The sequence below is a fragment of the Pseudomonas sp. Z003-0.4C(8344-21) genome, assembly GCF_900104975.1.
Lineage (GTDB): Bacteria > Pseudomonadota > Gammaproteobacteria > Pseudomonadales > Pseudomonadaceae > Aquipseudomonas > Aquipseudomonas granadensis.
On sequence record NZ_LT629756.1, the window covers coordinates 1824024 to 1842387 of the forward strand.

The window sequence follows — 18364 nt, forward strand, 5'->3', positions numbered from 1 at the left end:
GATTTGTTCAAAAAACGAACAAAAAAACACGTTTTTCACTACATCTAGTGTTTTGCAAGCCTTTTTGCCGACCTCAGACACAACTGAGCCCGACCGAAGTCGGGCTGGAATCGGGCCTCAGATCTGTGCTGAGCGATCCAATTCGGTGCAGTCTGATTCAGTTCGTGCAGCCGTTGCCCATGATGCTGTAACGCAGGATGTGGCGTTGGCCTTTGGAGTCGTCGTATTCCATTTTTGCCGGCACTACTTCACAGACATTCGGGACTTCGCTCATCGAGACAACTTTGGCGATGTCCAGGTGCGTGGAGTAAGTGTATTCCTCGACCACCGGTTGTTGCTGTGCCACATCTGTCGTGGCCTCGTCGGCCATGGCGGTTGCGCACAGGCTGCTGAGGACCAGGAACATTAAAGCTTTCATTTGCTGTTTACCTTTTTGAGGTCGAAAGGGGTCACGCAACCTTTTTGGGGTTGCGTGTGTAACTTCAGTTTTTGATCTTTACTGCGAGAGCTGGATTAACGGCCTTCGTGGGGGCTGTAACGTTGTTAATCGCGTTTGCCGTGTTGGCGGAGTGAATTTTAAGGAGATGGGGCGAGGGTAAACAGAGCGGGTTTTGATAAACACTTTTGGCAGATTTGGTAACAATCGGCGGAGTGGATTGTCTGGCGCACCGAGTTGTTTGCATCGCTTGCAGGCAAGCTCCCACAGAATTATGCAGATGCCCGAGAACTGTAGGAGCCAGCCTGCTGGCGATGGCAATGGTTCAGTCAATGAAGATGTTGGCTGTGCTGGCCGGATCGCTTGCAGGCAAGCTCCTACAGGGATCGCGGTGTTTGGGCGAGCTGCGTAAGCCTTTGATAAGCGATGTCTGGATGTTTTGTAGGGGCTTGTTACTACCATCGTCGAATGGTTCTATGGGGCCCACCCGGCTACAACGGGGTCATACAAAAACAACTATTACACCGAGGTAGGAAAGATGAGTGCGGCTTCTCTGTATCCCGTTCGTCCCGAGGTTCTGGCCAATACGCTGACTGACGAGGCGACCTACAAAGCCATGTACCAACAGTCGGTCGTCAACCCTGACGGCTTCTGGCGTGAGCAAGCCCAGCGCCTCGACTGGATCAAGCCTTTCACCACGGTGAAACAGACGTCGTTCGACGATCACCACGTCGACATCAAGTGGTTTGCCGACGGCACCCTCAACGTTTCCTACAACTGCCTCGACCGTCATCTGGCCGAGCGCGGCGATCAGGTCGCAATCATCTGGGAAGGCGACGATCCTTCCGAAAGCCGCAACATCACCTATCGCGAACTGCACGAGCAAGTGTGCAAACTGGCCAACGCCCTGCGTGGTCAGGACGTGCACCGTGGCGACGTGGTGACGATTTACATGCCGATGATTCCCGAAGCCGTGGTCGCCATGCTGGCCTGCACCCGGATCGGCGCGATTCACTCGGTGGTGTTCGGTGGCTTCTCGCCGGAAGCCTTGGCCGGTCGCATCATCGACTGCCGTTCGAAAGTGGTGATCACCGCTGACGAAGGCATTCGTGCCGGCAAGAAGATTTCCCTCAAGGCTAACGTCGACGACGCGCTGACCAACCCGGAAACCAGCAGCATCCAGAAAGTCATCGTCTGCAAGCGCACTGGTGGCGACATCAAGTGGAACCAGCATCGCGACATCTGGTACGAAGACCTGATGAAAGTCGCGGGCACCGTTTGCGCGCCGAAAGAAATGGGCGCCGAAGAAGCGCTGTTCATCCTTTATACCTCCGGCTCGACCGGCAAGCCGAAGGGCGTGCAGCACACCACTGGCGGTTATCTGCTGTATGCGGCGATGACCCACGAGCGCGTGTTCGACTACCGCCCGGGCGAGATCTACTGGTGCACCGCCGACGTCGGCTGGGTCACCGGCCACAGCTACATCGTCTACGGCCCGCTGGCCAATGGCGCGACCACGCTGCTGTTCGAAGGCGTGCCGAACTATCCGGACATCACCCGGGTGGCGAAGATCGTCGACAAGCACAAGGTCAATATCCTCTACACCGCGCCGACCGCGATCCGCGCGATGATGGCTTCCGGTCAGGCTGCCGTTGAGGGCGCCGATGGCAGCAGTCTGCGTCTGCTCGGTTCGGTCGGCGAGCCGATCAACCCGGAAGCGTGGGACTGGTACTACAAGAATGTCGGCAAGTCGCGTTGCCCGATCGTCGATACCTGGTGGCAGACCGAAACCGGCGGCAACATGATGAGCCCGCTGCCGGGCGCGCATGCGCTGAAGCCTGGCTCGGCGGCACGGCCGTTCTTCGGTGTGGTGCCGGCGCTGGTCGACAACCTCGGTAACATCATTGAGGGCGAGGCCGAGGGCAATCTGGTCATTCTCGATTCCTGGCCAGGTCAGGCGCGCACGCTGTACGGCGATCACGATCGCTTCGTCGATACCTACTTCAAGACGTTCCGTGGCATGTACTTCACCGGTGACGGCGCGCGTCGCGATGCCGATGGTTACTACTGGATCACCGGGCGCGTGGATGATGTGCTCAACGTTTCCGGCCACCGCATGGGCACGGCCGAGATCGAGAGCGCGATGGTTGCGCACCCGAAAGTCGCCGAGGCCGCTGTGGTCGGCGTGCCGCACGACATCAAGGGGCAGGGCATTTATGTCTATGTGACCTTGAAGAATGGCGAAGAGCCGACCGAGCAACTGCGTCTGGAACTGAAGAACTGGGTGCGCAAGGAGATCGGGCCGATCGCTTCGCCGGATGTGATCCAGTGGGCGCCGGGGCTGCCGAAGACCCGCTCGGGCAAGATCATGCGCCGGATTCTGCGCAAGATTGCCACGGCGGAATATGACGGCTTGGGTGATATTTCGACCCTGGCGGATCCGGGTGTGGTGCAGCATTTGATTGATACGCACAAGACCATGAATGTTGCTTGAGTAGCAGGTTGATGTGCTGAAAAGCCCTGTTCGGTGTATGCCGGACAGGGCTTTTTTGTGTCTGCACGTTTTGTGGTGGTTGGGCGGGCCTCATCGCGAGCAGGCTCACTCCTACAGGGATCGCATTCCACCTGAAGAAACGCGATCAACTGTAGGAGTGAGCCTGCTCGCGATAGCAATCTGTCAGACACCGGTGTAGTTCCCTGCCAGAAACCGAAACCACCCGACCAATAATTATCGACCTGCACTGTAAGACCTTTCCCTCTGTTACCCAACACAACCCAATGTGTAACCGCCCGCCCCGCAACGGGGCGAAGGGAAACGCTACGCCCCGTATTAGAACCTCAAAACCCCCGCTGAAAAATAAGACCCAACGCTGCGCTTGCCGGATTAGAAGGGTTTGCGAATAATAGGCCCGCAATTTGCAGCATGGATCGGTTCACTGCCTTTCGCGCTTGCATGAAATTGCAAGGCTGTCAATGTGCTCAAGTCGCTTTCTCTGTGCATCTGTAATTAGTTGTCGCATTGAAGAAATATCGGCTTCGGGCCTGTCGTTAGAATGCCGATCACTCGCTCATCGTGGCTGACGTTGAAACCTTCGCCGGTTTCAACAGGAAATTTCCCACCGATGCAGCAACCGATTTCCTGATTCACCCATTCGCATATTGGGCTGTTGCTCACTCTGCCGTTTTTGCCCTTTACCGATGGAGTCCCAAGATGAAGAAACTTGTGCTGCTTGGCGCCCTGGCACTGTCCGTGCTGTCGCTGAATGCCGTCGCTGACGAAAAACCTGTGAAGATCGGCATCGAAGCGGCTTACCCTCCATTCGCCTCGAAAGCCCCGGACGGCAGCATCGTCGGTTTCGACTACGACATCGGCAACGCGCTGTGCGAAGAAATGAAGGTCAAGTGTGTGTGGGTCGAGCAAGAGTTCGACGGCCTGATCCCGGCGCTGAAAGTGCGCAAGATCGACGCGATCCTGTCGTCCATGTCGATCACTGAAGACCGCAAGAAGTCGGTCGACTTCACCAACAAGTACTACAACACCCCGGCGCGTCTGGTGATGAAGGCCGGCACTCAGGTCAGCGAAGGTCTGGCTGAGCTCAAAGGCAAGAACATCGGCGTACAGCGCGGTTCGATCCACGAGCGTTTCGCCCGCGAAGTCCTGGCCCCACTGGGTGCCGAGATCAAGCCGTACGGTTCGCAGAACGAGATCTACCTCGACGTGGCTGCCGGTCGTCTCGACGGTACCGTGGCTGACGCGACCCTGCTCGATGACGGCTTCCTGAAAACCGACGCCGGCAAAGGCTTCGCGTTCGTTGGCCCGGCGTTCACCGACGTCAAATACTTCGGCGACGGCGTAGGCATCGCTGTACGCAAGGGCGATGCCCTGAAAGACAAGATCAACAGCGCCATCGCGGCCATCCGCGAGAACGGCAAATACAAGCAAATCCAGGACAAGTACTTCGCCTTCGATATCTACGGCAAGTAAGACGTCTCTGCGACAAGTCCGAAATGGCGCAAGCAACAGAATCTCTGCGGTTTGCGCCATTTTTTCATCCCAACTTTCGAGGACCTGAATCATGTTGAAAGGCTACGGGGCTGTCATCCTCGATGGCGCATGGCTGACGCTTCAGCTCGCCTTGTCGTCCATGGCTCTGGCCATCGTTCTCGGGCTGATCGGTGTCGCGCTGCGCCTGTCGCCGGTGCGCTGGCTGGCCTGGCTGGGCGACCTGTATTCCACGGTGATCCGCGGGATTCCCGATCTGGTGCTGATTCTGCTGATCTTCTACGGCGGTCAGGACTTGCTCAACCGCGTCGCGCCGATGCTCGGCTATGACGACTACATCGACCTGAACCCGCTGGCCGCCGGTATAGGCACCCTCGGTTTCATCTTCGGTGCGTACCTGTCGGAAACCTTCCGCGGTGCGTTCATGGCAATCCCCAAAGGCCAGGCCGAAGCCGGCATGGCGTACGGCATGAGCAGTTTTCAGGTGTTCTTCCGGGTGATGGTGCCGCAGATGATTCGTCTGGCGATTCCCGGCTTCACCAACAACTGGCTGGTATTGACCAAGGCCACCGCGCTGATTTCCGTGGTCGGTCTGCAAGACATGATGTTCAAGGCCAAGCAGGCGGCGGATGCCACGCGTGAGCCTTTCACCTTCTTCCTCGCAGTGGCGGCGATGTACCTGGTGATCACCAGTGTTTCGTTGCTGATCCTGCGTCAACTTGAGAAGCGCTACTCGGTAGGCGTAAGGGCGGCTGATCTATGATCTTCGACTACAACGTCATTTGGGAGGCGCTGCCGCTGTACTTCGGCGGCCTGCTGACCACCCTCAAACTGCTCGCGCTGTCGCTGTTTTTCGGCTTGCTGGCCGCACTGCCGCTGGGGCTGATGCGCGTCTCGAAGAACCCGGTCGTCAACGGCGCCGCGTGGCTGTACACCTACGTGATTCGTGGCACGCCGATGCTGGTGCAGCTGTTCCTGATCTATTACGGTCTGGCGCAGTTCGAAGCAGTACGCGAAAGCTTCCTGTGGCCTTGGCTGTCCAGTGCAACGTTCTGTGCGTGCCTGGCGTTTGCGGTCAACACCAGCGCCTACACCGCCGAGATCATCGCCGGCAGCCTCAAGGCCACGCCGAACGGTGAGATCGAAGCGGCCAAGGCCATGGGCATGTCGCGCTTCAAACTGTACAAGCGCATCCTGCTGCCATCGGCCCTGCGCCGGGCACTGCCGCAGTACAGCAACGAAGTGATCATGATGCTGCAGACCACCAGTCTGGCTTCGATCGTGACCCTGATCGACATCACTGGCGCGGCACGTACCGTCAATGCGCAGTTCTACCTGCCGTTCGAGGCGTACATCACCGCTGGCGTGTTCTACCTGTGCCTGACCTTCATTCTGGTCAAGCTGTTCAAGCTGGCCGAGCGTCGCTGGTTGAGCTACCTCGCGCCGCGGAAGCACTGATATGGAACGCATCGACCACGTGTTGCCGTGGAGCCACCTGGGCAGCGAGCGCAAGGTTTCGGTGTTCCGCTTTGGCCACGGCGAGCGCAAGGCCTACATTCAGGCCAGCCTGCACGCCGACGAACTGCCGGGCATGCGCACCGCCTGGGAGCTGAAGAAGCGCCTCGGCGAACTCGAAGCCCAAGGCGTGCTCAACGGCGTGATCGAGCTGGTGCCGGTCGCCAATCCGTTGGGACTCGGGCAATTGCTGCAAGGCAATCACCAAGGCCGTTTCGAGGCTGGCAGCGGCAAGAATTTCAACCGTGATTTCGTCGAGCTGAGCGCCCCGGTCGCCGCCGTGCTGGCCGACAAGCTCGGTGACGATCCCCACGCCAATGTGCGGCTGATCCGTCAGGCGATGGCCGATCATTTGGCCGCGCTGCCAGAGGCGAGCAGCCAGTTGCAAGGCATGCAGCGCGTATTGCTCAGCCATGCCTGCAGCGCTGATGTGGTACTCGATCTGCATTGCGACGCCGAAGCCGCGCTGCACATGTATGCGCTGCCGCAACACTGGCCGCAGTGGCGCTCGCTCGCCGCGCACCTGAACGTGAAGGTCGGCTTGCTCGCGGAAGACTCCGGTGGCAGCTCGTTCGACGAAGCCTGTTCGCTGCCGTGGCTGCGCCTGTCGCGGCAGTTTCCCGATGCGCAGATTCCGCTGGCGTGCCTGGCCACCACCATCGAACTGGGCGGTCAGGCCGACACCGGTCGCGCGGATGCCGAGGCCTACGCAGAAGGCATTCTCGCCTTCCTCGCCGAGCAGGGCCTGATCACCGGCGAGTGGCCAAATCCGGCGCACGAGCCATGTGAAGGCATGCCGTTCGAAGGCACCGAATTGTTGTTCGCGCCGCACCCCGGTGTGGTGAGTTTTTCCCGCAAGCCCGGCGAATGGGTCGAGGCGGGCGAGGAGATTTTTGAAGTGATCGACCCTGTGGCCGATCGGGTCAGCACGGTATGTGCTGGTACCTCCGGGGTGCTGTTTGCCATTGAACGGCTGCGTTATGCCCAACCCGGTTTCTGGCTGGCCAAGGTGGCGGGGCGCGAAGCGCTGCGTCACGGGCGCTTGCTCAACGACTGACTGACTGTTTTTGTGAGAACCGACCGCATGTACAAACTTGAAGTCCAAGACCTGCATAAACGCTATGGCAGTCACGAAGTGCTCAAGGGCGTGTCCCTGAAAGCGGCCGCCGGCGATGTGATCAGCATCATCGGCTCCAGTGGCTCCGGCAAAAGTACTTTTCTGCGCTGCATCAACCTGCTCGAGCAGCCGCACGCGGGCAAGATCCTGCTCAACAACGAAGAGCTGAAACTGGTCGCCAACAAGGACGGCGCGCTGAAGGCCGCTGATCCGAAGCAGCTGCAACGCATGCGTTCGCGCCTGTCGATGGTGTTCCAGCATTTCAACCTGTGGTCGCACATGACCGCGATTGAAAACATCATGGAAGCGCCGGTGCACGTGCTTGGCGTGCCCAAGTACGAAGCTCGCGAGAAAGCCGAGTACTACCTGAACAAGGTTGGCGTTGCCCATCGTAAGGATGCGTTCCCTGGGCACATGTCCGGTGGCGAGCAGCAGCGCGTGGCGATAGCCCGTGCGCTGGCGATGGAACCGGAAGTGATGCTGTTCGACGAGCCGACCTCGGCCCTCGACCCGGAACTGGTCGGCGACGTGCTGAAAGTCATGCAGGCATTGGCGCAGGAAGGCCGGACCATGGTCGTGGTCACTCACGAAATGGGTTTTGCCCGCGAAGTGTCGAACCAGTTGGTGTTCCTGCACAAAGGCGTCGTCGAAGAAAGCGGCAATCCGCGCGAAGTGCTGGTCAATCCGCAATCGGAGCGTTTGCAGCAGTTCCTGTCCGGTAGCCTGAAATAAAACAGGGCTGCCGTTGTGCACTTCAATAGTGCATGCTTCGCAGCCCTCGGGGACAGACGAAGTCCCCTGTAGGAGTGAGCCTGCTCGCGATAGCGGTCTTTCAGACAACCATGATGTTGACTGTTACACCGCTATCGCGAGCAGGCTCACTCCTACAATGGATCTGCATTGTTTGCGATGTGTGTTCATTTACGGGCTAGCATTGGCCCATGCCTTCATCACCGTTGTTCGTTTCGGATTGCCCGCCCATGACTGCCCATCGAATTGGTTTCCTGATTTGGCCCAGCACTAAAGCGTTGACGCTGGCGCTGGCGGAGGAAGCCTTGCGTGTCGCTCAGCGTGTGCACCCCGACGTGGTTTACGAATTGTCGTTCCTGCAGGCCGAACCGCCGGCCGAAGGTGCCTGGCAACTGCCCGGTGAAGCGTGGGCCGGCAAGCTCGAAAACTTTCAGAAACTGTTCCTGCTCGCTGACGAGCCGCCGACCACACTGGCGCCGGCGCTGAGCAGTGCGCTCAAACAATTGGTGCGTGCCGGTTGCGTGATCGGTGGTCTGTCGGCGGGTGTCTACCCGTTGGCCCAGCTCGGTTTGCTCGATGGCTATCGCGCCGCTGTGCACTGGCGCTGGCAGGACGATTTCGCCGAACGCTTCCCGAAAGTCATTGCTACCAGTCACCTGTTCGATTGGGACCGCGATCGCCTGACCGCCTGCGGTGGCATGTCGGTACTCGACCTGCTGCTGGCGGTACTGGCGCGTGATCACGGCGCCGAACTGGCCGGTGCGGTGTCCGAAGAACTGGTGGTCGAGCGCATTCGCGAAGGGGGCGAGCGTCAGCGTATTCCGTTGCAGAACCGTCTCGGCTCCAGTCATCCAAAGCTCACCCAGGCGGTGTTGCTGATGGAAGCCAACATCGAAGAGCCGCTGACCACCGACGAAATCGCCCAGCACGTGTGCGTGTCGCGGCGCCAGTTGGAGCGGATCTTCAAGCAGTACCTCAACCGTGTGCCGAGCCAGTACTACCTGGAACTGCGCCTGAACAAGGCCCGGCAGATGTTGATGCAGACCAGCAAGTCGATCATCCAGATCGGCCTCTCGTGTGGCTTCTCCTCGGGGCCGCATTTCTCCAGCGCCTACCGCAACTTCTTCGGTGCCACGCCGCGCGAAGATCGCAACCAGCGGCGCAGCAGCAGCCCGTTCGAATTGTCGTCAGTACCGCCCGAGCGAGGCTGACGGCGATTCAGCTATTGCCGGTTTATGTGAGCTCCTCTCCATCGGAAAAGTCCGAATCCACGAAGTCGTCAAGTTCGTGCATGCTCGGCATCCGCGCCTCGATAGGGTGTTCGCCCAGGACCCTGTTGTAGCTGTCCAGGCGCAGCTGACTTTCCAAAACCAATGGATTTCCATTGAAGTTGTACTCGGTCAGCCTGATGTCGGGTCGCGACGGAAATTCTGCGGGCAGTCGTTTGATTCTGTTATTGGACAGATCCGCTCTTCGCAAACGGGGGAGTCTGAACAAACCAGCGGGCGCCCTGGTCAGGCCGGTGTTACTCACGTCGAGCATGTGCAGGTCGGGAAAGTGATCCAGTTCGGGGACTCTCCAAAGTCGGCTGTTGTTGCTTAAATCCAGGGTGTCGAGGTTCATCAAGCTGGCGAAAGCGTCTGCGGTTTGCGGCGTAATCATGATCTGGCAGCCCGACAGGCTGAGGCTGCTCAATGTCTCGAGACGAAAGACGGCCGGCGGAACGCGATGTAACGGGTAATCGCGGATATCCAGCACCCTGAGCTGGGGAAACAGCTCCAGCAAGGCGTCGACTGGTGGGGGCGTACTTGCCGTGGTGGTCAGCTGCAACTGTCTGATGTAGTCGAAGCGCCCCGTCATTTGCGGCAGCTCGCCCGTGAAGGAAAGATCGCAGTCGAATTCGGTGTCCAGGCCATAGACCGGGTAGCGCCGCAGGCGTTTCTCCAGGTTGTCCTTGAAGCGCCGACGCTGCGTGATTTGCCCGCGGGGTGGGTCGCTATCCGGTACACCGTGGGTAACCGGATCTTCAGGTGCCGCATTCACCCAGGTTTCAAGCGTGTTGAGCAGCGAGCTGAGCTCGGTTTGCCGACGCAGCAGCTCGGTGCGTCCGGCCGCCAATGTTCCGGGCAGACGGTAGATCAGGTCATTGGCATCGAAGCTGCTCAATCGGGGATACAGCGTTTGGGCCAGGTCAATGTCGCCCTGTTCGGGCCAGACGCCAAAGTTGTCATCTTTCATCAGATAACAGGCCTTGATCTGTTCGCGCGAGGTAGCCGACAGTGGGTTGGGGCCCAGATCCACGCCACGGTTGGCATAAGCCGCCAGGGAGTCGGGCAATTCGATGATGTTGTTGTCACTCAGCAACGCCGTTTGCAGGTGCGCAAGTTGCTCCAGCCCGGCGGGAACACTGTCTATTCCGGTACGGATCAGGTCGATGAACGTCAGATTCGACAGCGTCGAGACATCGGGCACCTGGCCCAGTGGATTATTAAAAAGATCCAGCGACGTCAGGCGGCTTAGCGTCGACAAAGTGGATTGTCCGGCAGCATCGAGCGTGATATTGCAACGGCTCAGCATCAGCGTCTCGAGCGATGGCATGTGTTCCAGGGCTTGCGGGATCCGGCCCAGTGCGAAACCCGGTAACTCCAGCCCCTCCAATCCAGTGAAGCAGTCGAGAAAACCGTCGGGAACGGTCGATTGTGGATGGCCCTGAATCTCCAGGTGCCGTATCTGGCTGAAGTCGGCGGCCAGCTTCGGCAACTCGCCAGCGAATGCGATTCTGGCTTTGAAGGTTTCGACGCGCAGATCCGGCATATCGATGCGACTGGCGCGCCATAACTCTTCAAGCTTGCCACTGAACTGGTGTCTGGCCTCATGCTGTGCTGCGCGTTGCTCGGCAGTCCAGAGCTGACCTGTTGTCGGGTCATGACTCGGTACGCCTTCTTGCCAGGTATTCAGGTCACCGAGCAGCCGGGTCATTTCCGCTTCCCAATTCATCAGTTGCACGGTGCCTGCCTGCAATGTGCCGGGGAGCCGATAGATCATTTCGCTGGCCATGGAATCGTTCAGGTGCGGGAAGACTCTGCGGGCCATCGCTATCTCATCGGTGGCGGGCGTTATTCCGAAGTTGCGATTGTGTTCGGCGTAGTAAGTCTTGATCTGCTCACGAGCCGCCAGCGACAGCGGGTTACCGGCCAGACGCAGACCCTCTGCACGATTGGGACTGAGGCTGAAGAAAGCCTCCGGTAACTGGGTGATGACGTTGTTGTTGAGGTTCACCGTCTGCAGAGCCGGGTGCCCGACAATGCCCTCGGGTAGGGATGTCAGGCCACTATTGGTCAGAGAGAGGTCGTGCAATGTCGGCAACGTCTGCAGATCGGGTGCCTCGGTCAATGGATTGTTGCTCAGGTCCAGACGCGTTAGTGAGCGCAGCGACTTGAGCACATCACTGCCCGCAGACGTGTGGGTAACGGCGCAGCTGTCCAGGCGAAGCTTTGTCAGGTTGCGCAGGCTACCGATGAAGGCGGGTATTTCGTTCAGCGCAAAATTTTTCATTTGCAGCGACTCGAGTTCAGGAAACAACGCTACGAACGTCCCGATGCCATCAATCGCTGTACTGCCGGTCAACTTCAGGCTCGAGACATGGCTGAAGTCGGCGCTCAGGCGAGGCAACTGGCCAACGAACTGCAAGTCTGTCGCAAAGGACAGGCTGCGCTGGCCGGTCTCGCTGGAGGTCTGGCGCCAGAACGTTTCCAGGTTTTGCTTGAACGCGGTGCGCGCCGAGTGCTGTTGCGCGCGCTCATTTTCGGATAGCGCCCGCCCTGTGGCCGGATGGGTGGATGGGGTTTCCAGTACCCAGTGATCGAGATCGCTCTGCAGTTGCGCAAGCTCGGCTTGCCAGCGCAACAGTTGTGCGCGGCTGTCGGTCAGGTTGCCGGGCAGGTCGTAGACCCTGTCACTGGCCTCTTGCTGATCCAGCTGCGGGAACAGTTCCTGCGTCAGGCTGACATCCTGGTCAGCGGCCCTGACGTCAAAGTCCTGCTGATGGGTGCGGTAGTAGGTTTTGATTTTTTCCCGTGTGGCGGCCGATAGCGGATTGTCGGAAAAGTACAGGCCGTCACTGCGTTCCGCAGGCAGGTCGAATACCGCGTCGGGTATGTCCGTGATGCGGTTGCCGGTCAGCACCGCCGTTCGCAATTGAGGATGGCTGGCCAGCCCTTGCGGAGCGACGGTGAGGCCACTGTTGGACAGGTCGATGAATGTGAGCTCGGGGAGCAGATTCAGGTCGGGGAAAGTCCCCAGCGGATTGCCACTCAGGTTCAACGACTGCAGCGTGTTCATCGAAACCAGTGCAGCCTGATTTTCCGGCGTCATTACCACGCCACAGCTTTTCAGTTTCAGATCGGTCAGCCGCGGCAGAGTGGTCCCGGACAGGGGGCCGAATCCCAGATCGAAGCCATTGAGGCTCAACGAGAGCAGATTCGGGAAGGATTCCACGAAGGGCAAACTGGCCGAAATATTGGCATTGCCGGTCAGCTTGAGTCGCGAAACATGCTCGAAATTGGCGCTGAGCACAGGCATGTCGCCGCTGAACGCAGCCGTTGCTTCACATTCTGCACTGCGGTCGAACGCGTCCCGGCTACGCCAGAAGCGCTCGAGTTGTTGTGCGAAGGCTCGTCGGGCATTGAGTTCACGCGTCTGTTCAGCCTGGCTCAGGCGTTCGGCGGTCTCGGGGTGAGAGGTGGCCGCCTGGTTGATCCATTGATTGAGCTCCAGGTTCAGTTGACTGATCTCGGTTTCCCAGCGCGTCAGCTGTGCCCGACCCTCTGCCAGTGTGCCGGGCAAGCGGTACAGCATGTCAGTGGCTTGCGCCTCGTCGAGGCTCGGAAACAACGTGGTGGTGCGCTGCAGGTCTGCCCGCTCCGGGCGGATGCCGAAGTGCTTGCCGGTGAGGCCATGGAAGCGTTTCACCCGTTCGCGTACGGCAGGGGACAACGGGTTGTCGGCGAAGGTGAAGCCATCACACAGGGAGGGGGGCAGCTTGAAGAAAGCTTCGGGCACGGCCGTGATTCGATTGCCGTTGAACTGGCCGGAAATCAGCCGTGGATGATTCAGCAGATCGTTCGGCAGGCTGTGGATGCCAGTGTTGGACAGGTTGACGTAACGCAGCGAAGGCATCGTGTGCAGATCGGGCGGTAAACCCAGAGCGTTGCCCTCAAGATCAAGTAGTGTGAGCTGCGGCATGGAAGCAAGTACCGATTGCGTGGTGATCGACAGGCTGAGGCCGCAGTTGCGCATTCTCAGTTCGCGCAGCGACGGCATTGAGCCGAGCGCCTGGGGCAGGGTCGGCAACTTAAGGTTTCGCGCGTCGAGCTGTTGCAGTCCTGGAAAGTGTTGCAGCAATACATCCAGAGAACCCGGGGTGACACTGCCGTCAAGGGATAGCGCGGTGATATGGCTGAGGTCCGCCGACAGCGTAGGCAAGTCGCCGATGATCGGGTGCGCAAGCCGCAGGGCATAACCTGATTCCATGCCGTACTGATTGATCTCGGTCGGGTATTCGCGGCGCCAGCCCTTGAGCAATTCTTCCCTGAGCAGGCGCCGGTTCTGAATCTCTGCGCGCTTTTGCAGCGATGTCAGCGCAATACCGGTATCGGGATGTCTGGCGGGCGGATCGTTGGCCCAGACGTGCAGATCGTTTTGCAATTGCAGGTACTCGTTCTGCAATCGCTGAATCTCCCCGCGCGGCCCGGACGCACTGACGCGCATCTCTTGCGCCAGTGCGTCGATTTGCTGATCGGTCATCCGCGGGTAAAGCGCGCGGATATCCTGCTCGTCGGAGTGCGAAACATTGTTCAGGCTTTCAGTGCGATCAAGCCGAGTAAAACCGTCGCTGCCCAGCAGCCGTAACGTGTCGGTTATCGGTGGCTGAATGGGCGTTTCATGCAGCACGACGCGGAGCTCCTGGCGCTCCAGCCTGTGTTGGCGAATGGCGGCCTTCAGGTTCTGGCCCTGGCCAATCCCGATGTTGAGGCTGGCGCGCTCACTGTCGGGCAGCGCGTACAGCACGCTGGAATAGAAATCGCTGAGCGATTGCAGTTGCTGGCCACGGTCATCGAAGGCTTGATAGCGCTGGTCATCGCTGCGCACCAGGACCTTTTTTTCCGAGGCGTCTTCGCGACCAATGCTGTCGACGACCGGCCCTTCGTAGCGACCGTCGCGGATTTCAATCCGCACATCGCCGCTCCAGCCCGGCAGCAATTTGAGGCTGTGCAGCGCCAGCGAGTCCGAATCGGGATTATTCACTGAGCCAAGCTCAAGCCCTTCATAGGCACGGGACACGCGCAGTTCCTGACTGGCCAGTTGCATCAGTTCCTGCTGACGCGCTGGCAGTTGCCCCTCGTTGATTTGCAGCAGTTCGTTGCCGGTGGCGGTTTCGAGCAATTCACGAGTGACACTCGCCGGCAGGTCGGGATTGTGAGCCTTGAGCTGTTGCGCCAGCGGATCGTCGATGTGTTGCAACGCTTGGTAGCGCGATTCGAACAGCGCACTTCGGTGGGTCTTCGCCAGGCCGACCAGTTGCTTGCGCAGGGTCTGGGTGCGAATGTCCAGGGGTGGCTTGGCGGTGAAGGGTTCGCCGAGCAGCGCCTTGATGTGCGTTTCGTCGAGAAGCGAAAGCAAAGTCTTGAGCAGGTCGCCGCCGATCAACTGATGCTGACGCAGTTCGGTCAGGGGCAGGCTTGCGTCTGCGCTGGACTGCCAGAGCAGCTCACCGTTGCGATCGATCAGGCGCAGGCGCTGGTTGCTCGGCCAGCGACCCCGCTCGCTGAGCAATTGCAATTGCGTAACCTGATCGGCGCGCAAAAAATCTTCAGCGACATCGCTGTCCAGCTGATCGATAAAGCGCTGCAACTGCTGATCGATCTTGAATCGCTGGATGCTGTCGGCCAGGAGCGGTGGGGTTTTTTCCTGATTGACGTGCATCTTGCGCAACGCCTCTTCGCTGCTGCCGCTGACCTGAAGAATGGTTTCGCGCTCGGCCGGGGTAAAGGCTTCTACCGCAGGACCGATGCGCCGCAATGCGGTTTCGCCGTCCCATTCCATGGGTTGTTCGAGTTCGGTGTGCCAGGCGCCGTCGCCGTTGTGCCGCAGCACAGGCTGGTAAGCGTCGGGGCGGGTCGGGTGTTCGATACGGTATTGCCCGGGCACCTCATGTTCTTTGACTGAGAAGTGCGCCTCTTCGAGGGGTAACAGCTGCTTGCCCTGATGCGTATGCAGGCCCCGTTGATTCGGCTGCGAATCCGCTGGTGGCGGTGTCGGATGTTTGTAGCGCTCGAGATCCGGCTCCCAGTAGTGGGTTGTGCCATTGGCCAGTTTCACCGGTTTGAAGCGATCAATGAACGCCACCACTTCCTTGGGCAAGACCTTGCGAAACTCGGCCGATGCAATCGCGCCGCCCACGGCAAACATGCCCAGCTGGATCATCGATTCAACGGTGCCCATCAAATGCTCGAAAGCTTCGGTGGTGCGGCCCTGGCCCCATTCGACGATGCCCTCGAAGGCTTCGTCGAGCATCTGATAAGCCATGTACGCCATCATCGCTTCGCCCAGCACCGGCACGAACGGTGCGACGATCAGCGCGGCGGTCTGGGCGATCGTGGAAATGATCTCGGCCACCGAGTCCCAGAACGCCCAGCGTACTTTTTGATCGACGACTGCGGTGGGCACGGCGATGGATCGGGCGTCGTTGAAGACCTTGTTCAGTTTCGCCTGATGCAGGTGCTGCCAGATGTCGTCATGGAAGGGCACCAGCGCCGTCTGCAGATCGGGCCGTTCCACCGGTGATTCGCGCCACGCGGGCAGGGAACTGCCGGGTTCATGCGGATGCCACTTGATTTCGCTGAGGCGGCTATCAAGGGTGCTGAAGAAAAACCCGCGGTGCTCGTGATTGACGAAACGGCTGAAGAAGCGCTGGTAATCCTTCGAGCGCAGCTGGCGCGTCAGTTCGACGATCATTTCCAGCGGCGAGGTGTACTCCTTGAACGGATGTTCCGGGTCATCCGGCACATACGCCACGACTCGCGCATTGTTTCGCGACAGGTACAGGTCCGGGGCGAACACGACGATGCCGGTCAGCGGCAAGCAAAGCATGCTCATGTCATGACAGAGTAATGGTGCGCCGTTTACATAGAGGCCTTTCATGCCATCGAGGAAGGCCTCGATCAGGCGCACGGCACTCTCCGACACATCGCGGTTCATTCGCGCCCATTGCAGGGCCGCTTTCATAGCGGTTTTCTGGCTGGCATCGAGTTTGTTGCGCAGCACCGTGGCGACCATCGGATCGGAATAACCGAGGTTTTCTTCCAGGCTGGCTTTGTATTTCGCGCCGATGTCCAGCCGCCGGCACAGCTGGGTGAAGGCAGGAATGCTCAGTCGGGCTTTGATCGTGGGCAGGGTTTCGAATTGCCCGGTTGGCGTAGGAGCGGTGGTGAATGTCGATTGCGCCTCGAAGGCGTTGTCGTAGGTTTCCCGATCTTCGAAGTTATGCAGCGCCGCCTCCAGCAGGGAAACGCTCCAGACGCGTGCGCCGGTCTTGATCGGGAACAGCGGGGTGGTCGCCGGGATGTACAGGCGCACGAAGGTGTTTCTGACATCCAGGTCCAGATCGAAACAGCTTTTCAGTTCGGCCTTGAGCAAGGGCTCGGCGAAGGCTGCGGCGTCCTGCAGATGTTCCAGGCTTTTATCGACCTGACTCTGCGCATCGAGATGTGCGCCAGCGAGTTGTTTCATTTGCGTGTGCTGTTCGGCGGATGCCGACTTTAGCGCTTCGGGCTGCAGCGGGACGCTGTTCTTCAACGCTTCGCGCCGGGTGGCTGAGGTGTTGCCCAGCCACTGCGGGATCGCCTCTTTGAGCGGTTGATAATGTTCATCCGCATGTTGCGCGATGTTTGTGTCAGCAGCGGTTACGGATGGGTGTGCTTGAGACAAATGCATGGCCATTCCTTGGCGTCGGTAAGGACCTCCAGCAAACCAGCAGGCCGCGCCCTTCGTGCGGTACATATTTATATCTCTGGCGCGGGGCTGACTTGCTATTCTGCGCGGCCTGCCGCAAATCGGCCGCGCCCGGTAAACTGCGCCTTTGCGACGCTATATGTCGCATTGCCGTAAACCCGGGAAAATCCGGGGTTTGCGCTATAAGAAGTTGTCGCTTGGCGGCAAGGCCGGGCACAAAACTGTCCTTACAATCCCCTCAATCGCTCGCCAGTTTCCGGCGAGTGTTCCTTTTCAGGAGACTCCGATGTCCGTTGAGCACGCTGCGGTACAACGCGCCGATTTCGACCAGGTAATGGTTCCCAACTACGCGCCTGCCGCTTTCATTCCGGTGCGTGGCGCCGGTTCCCGGGTCTGGGATCAGGCCGGCCGCGAGCTGATCGACTTCGCCGGCGGGATTGCCGTCAACGTATTGGGCCACGCGCACCCGGCGCTGGTCGGTGCCTTGACCGAGCAGGCCAACAAGCTGTGGCATGTGTCCAACGTGTTCACCAACGAGCCGGCGCTGCGCCTGGCGCACAAGCTGATCGACGCCACGTTCGCCGAGCGTGCGTTCTTCTGCAACTCCGGCGCCGAAGCCAACGAGGCCGCATTCAAGCTGGCCCGTCGCGTCGCGTTCGACCGTTTCGGCAGCGAGAAGTACGAAATCATCGCCGCGCTGAACAGCTTCCACGGCCGTACCCTGTTCACCGTCAACGTCGGTGGCCAGTCGAAGTACTCCGACGGTTTCGGCCCGAAAATCACCGGCATCACCCATGTGCCTTACAACGACCTCGCGGCGCTGAAAGCCGCAGTTTCCGACAAGACCTGCGCGGTCGTGCTCGAACCGATCCAGGGCGAGGGCGGCGTGCTGCCGGCAGAGCTTGAGTACCTGCAAGGCGCCCGTGAACTGTGCGACGCGCACAATTCGCTGCTGGTGTTCGACGAAGTGCAGACCGGCATGGGCCGCAGCGGCAAGCTGTTTGCTTACCAGCATTACGGCGTGACCCCGGACATCCTCACCAGCGCCAAGAGCCTGGGCGGCGGTTTCCCGATCGCGGCGATGCTGACCACCGAAGCGCTGGCCAAGCATCTGGTCGTCGGTACTCACGGCACCACTTACGGCGGCAACCCGCTGGCCTGCGCGGTGGCGGAAGCGGTGATCGACGTGATCAACACACCTGAGGTGCTGAGCGGCGTGAATGCCAAGCACGACAAGTTCAAGGCGCGCCTTGAGCAGATCGGTGAGAAATACGGCTTGTTCACCCAGGTGCGTGGCCTCGGTCTGCTGATCGGCTGCGTGCTCAACGACGCCTGGAAAGGCAAGGCCAAGGACATCTTCAACGCCGCTGAAAAAGAAGGCCTGATGATTCTCCAGGCCGGCCCGGACGTGATTCGTTTCGCCCCGAGCCTGGTGGTCGAAGACGCCGATATCGATGCCGGCCTGGACCGTTTCGAACGCGCTGCTGCTGCACTGACGCAAGCTTGATGGACCCGTCGACGCCCGACGATA

At 59.7% G+C, this 18364-nt stretch carries 10 protein-coding genes; 8 read left to right on the forward strand and 2 right to left on the reverse strand.

Annotated elements, in window-relative coordinates; genetic code table 11:
• Positions 1-157: 157 nt before the first annotated feature.
• Entirely contained in the window at positions 158-418 is a 261-nt protein-coding gene (locus BLU24_RS08425; protein ID WP_093099197.1) for a DUF2790 domain-containing protein, read from the reverse strand.
• Positions 419-974: 556 nt separating this feature from the next.
• Here BLU24_RS08425 and acs point away from each other — a divergent pair.
• The 7 genes from acs to argR all read left to right on the forward strand — a co-directional run bounded on the left by acs (position 975) and on the right by argR (position 9032).
• Entirely contained in the window at positions 975-2930 is a 1956-nt protein-coding gene (acs, locus tag BLU24_RS08430; RefSeq protein ID WP_090285423.1) for an acetate--CoA ligase, read from the forward strand.
• Between the two features lie 717 nt (positions 2931-3647).
• Positions 3648-4421 carry an ABC transporter substrate-binding protein gene (locus tag BLU24_RS08435; RefSeq protein ID WP_090285420.1) on the forward strand — a complete coding sequence of 258 codons (774 nt, stop codon included), beginning with the start codon at positions 3648-3650 and terminating at the stop codon, positions 4419-4421.
• A 91-nt stretch (positions 4422-4512) separates the two neighbouring features.
• Entirely contained in the window at positions 4513-5202 is a 690-nt protein-coding gene (locus tag BLU24_RS08440) for an ABC transporter permease (RefSeq protein ID WP_007912702.1), read from the forward strand.
• On the forward strand, positions 5199-5897 hold the full coding sequence (locus BLU24_RS08445) for an ABC transporter permease (RefSeq protein ID WP_093099200.1): 699 nt from the start codon (positions 5199-5201) through the stop codon (positions 5895-5897). Before BLU24_RS08440 ends, BLU24_RS08445 begins: the two co-directional genes overlap by 4 nt.
• A gap of 1 nt (position 5898) precedes the next feature.
• The gene (locus BLU24_RS08450; protein WP_093099202.1) at positions 5899-7011 is read left to right on the forward strand and encodes a succinylglutamate desuccinylase/aspartoacylase family protein; all 1113 of its coding nucleotides are present in this window, start codon (positions 5899-5901) and stop codon (positions 7009-7011) included.
• Positions 7012-7038: 27 nt separating this feature from the next.
• Positions 7039-7803, forward strand: a complete 765-nt coding sequence (locus tag BLU24_RS08455) for an ABC transporter ATP-binding protein (RefSeq protein ID WP_007912705.1) — start codon at positions 7039-7041, stop codon at positions 7801-7803.
• Between the two features lie 248 nt (positions 7804-8051).
• Positions 8052-9032 (forward strand): transcriptional regulator ArgR, encoded by a 981-nt coding sequence (gene argR / locus BLU24_RS08460; RefSeq protein ID WP_090285414.1) that lies wholly within the window; start codon positions 8052-8054, stop codon positions 9030-9032.
• Between the two features lie 22 nt (positions 9033-9054).
• Here argR and BLU24_RS08465 read toward each other — a convergent pair whose 3' ends face one another.
• A complete protein-coding gene (locus BLU24_RS08465) occupies positions 9055-16815 on the reverse strand; it encodes a dermonecrotic toxin domain-containing protein (RefSeq protein ID WP_093099204.1) in 7761 nt (2586 codons plus the stop codon).
• Between the two features lie 304 nt (positions 16816-17119).
• Between BLU24_RS08465 and BLU24_RS08470 the strand changes: the two genes are divergently transcribed.
• Positions 17120-18340, forward strand: a complete 1221-nt coding sequence (locus tag BLU24_RS08470; protein WP_093099206.1) for an aspartate aminotransferase family protein — start codon at positions 17120-17122, stop codon at positions 18338-18340.
• Positions 18341-18364 lie beyond the last annotated feature (24 nt).

What these genes read in the sequence shown, in the direction of transcription:
- BLU24_RS08425 (WP_093099197.1), bottom strand. Translation starts at nt 418, where the DNA reads ATGAAAGCTTTAATGTTCCTGGTCCTCAGCAGCCTGTGCGCAACCGCC.
- acs (WP_090285423.1), top strand. Translation starts at nt 975, where the DNA reads ATGAGTGCGGCTTCTCTGTATCCCGTTCGTCCCGAGGTTCTGGCCAAT.
- BLU24_RS08435 (WP_090285420.1), top strand. Translation starts at nt 3,648, where the DNA reads ATGAAGAAACTTGTGCTGCTTGGCGCCCTGGCACTGTCCGTGCTGTCG.
- BLU24_RS08440 (WP_007912702.1), top strand. Translation starts at nt 4,513, where the DNA reads ATGTTGAAAGGCTACGGGGCTGTCATCCTCGATGGCGCATGGCTGACG.
- BLU24_RS08445 (WP_093099200.1), top strand. Translation starts at nt 5,199, where the DNA reads ATGATCTTCGACTACAACGTCATTTGGGAGGCGCTGCCGCTGTACTTC.
- BLU24_RS08450 (WP_093099202.1), top strand. Translation starts at nt 5,899, where the DNA reads ATGGAACGCATCGACCACGTGTTGCCGTGGAGCCACCTGGGCAGCGAG.
- BLU24_RS08455 (WP_007912705.1), top strand. Translation starts at nt 7,039, where the DNA reads ATGTACAAACTTGAAGTCCAAGACCTGCATAAACGCTATGGCAGTCAC.
- argR (WP_090285414.1), top strand. Translation starts at nt 8,052, where the DNA reads ATGACTGCCCATCGAATTGGTTTCCTGATTTGGCCCAGCACTAAAGCG.
- BLU24_RS08465 (WP_093099204.1), bottom strand. Translation starts at nt 16,815, where the DNA reads ATGCATTTGTCTCAAGCACACCCATCCGTAACCGCTGCTGACACAAAC.
- BLU24_RS08470 (WP_093099206.1), top strand. Translation starts at nt 17,120, where the DNA reads ATGTCCGTTGAGCACGCTGCGGTACAACGCGCCGATTTCGACCAGGTA.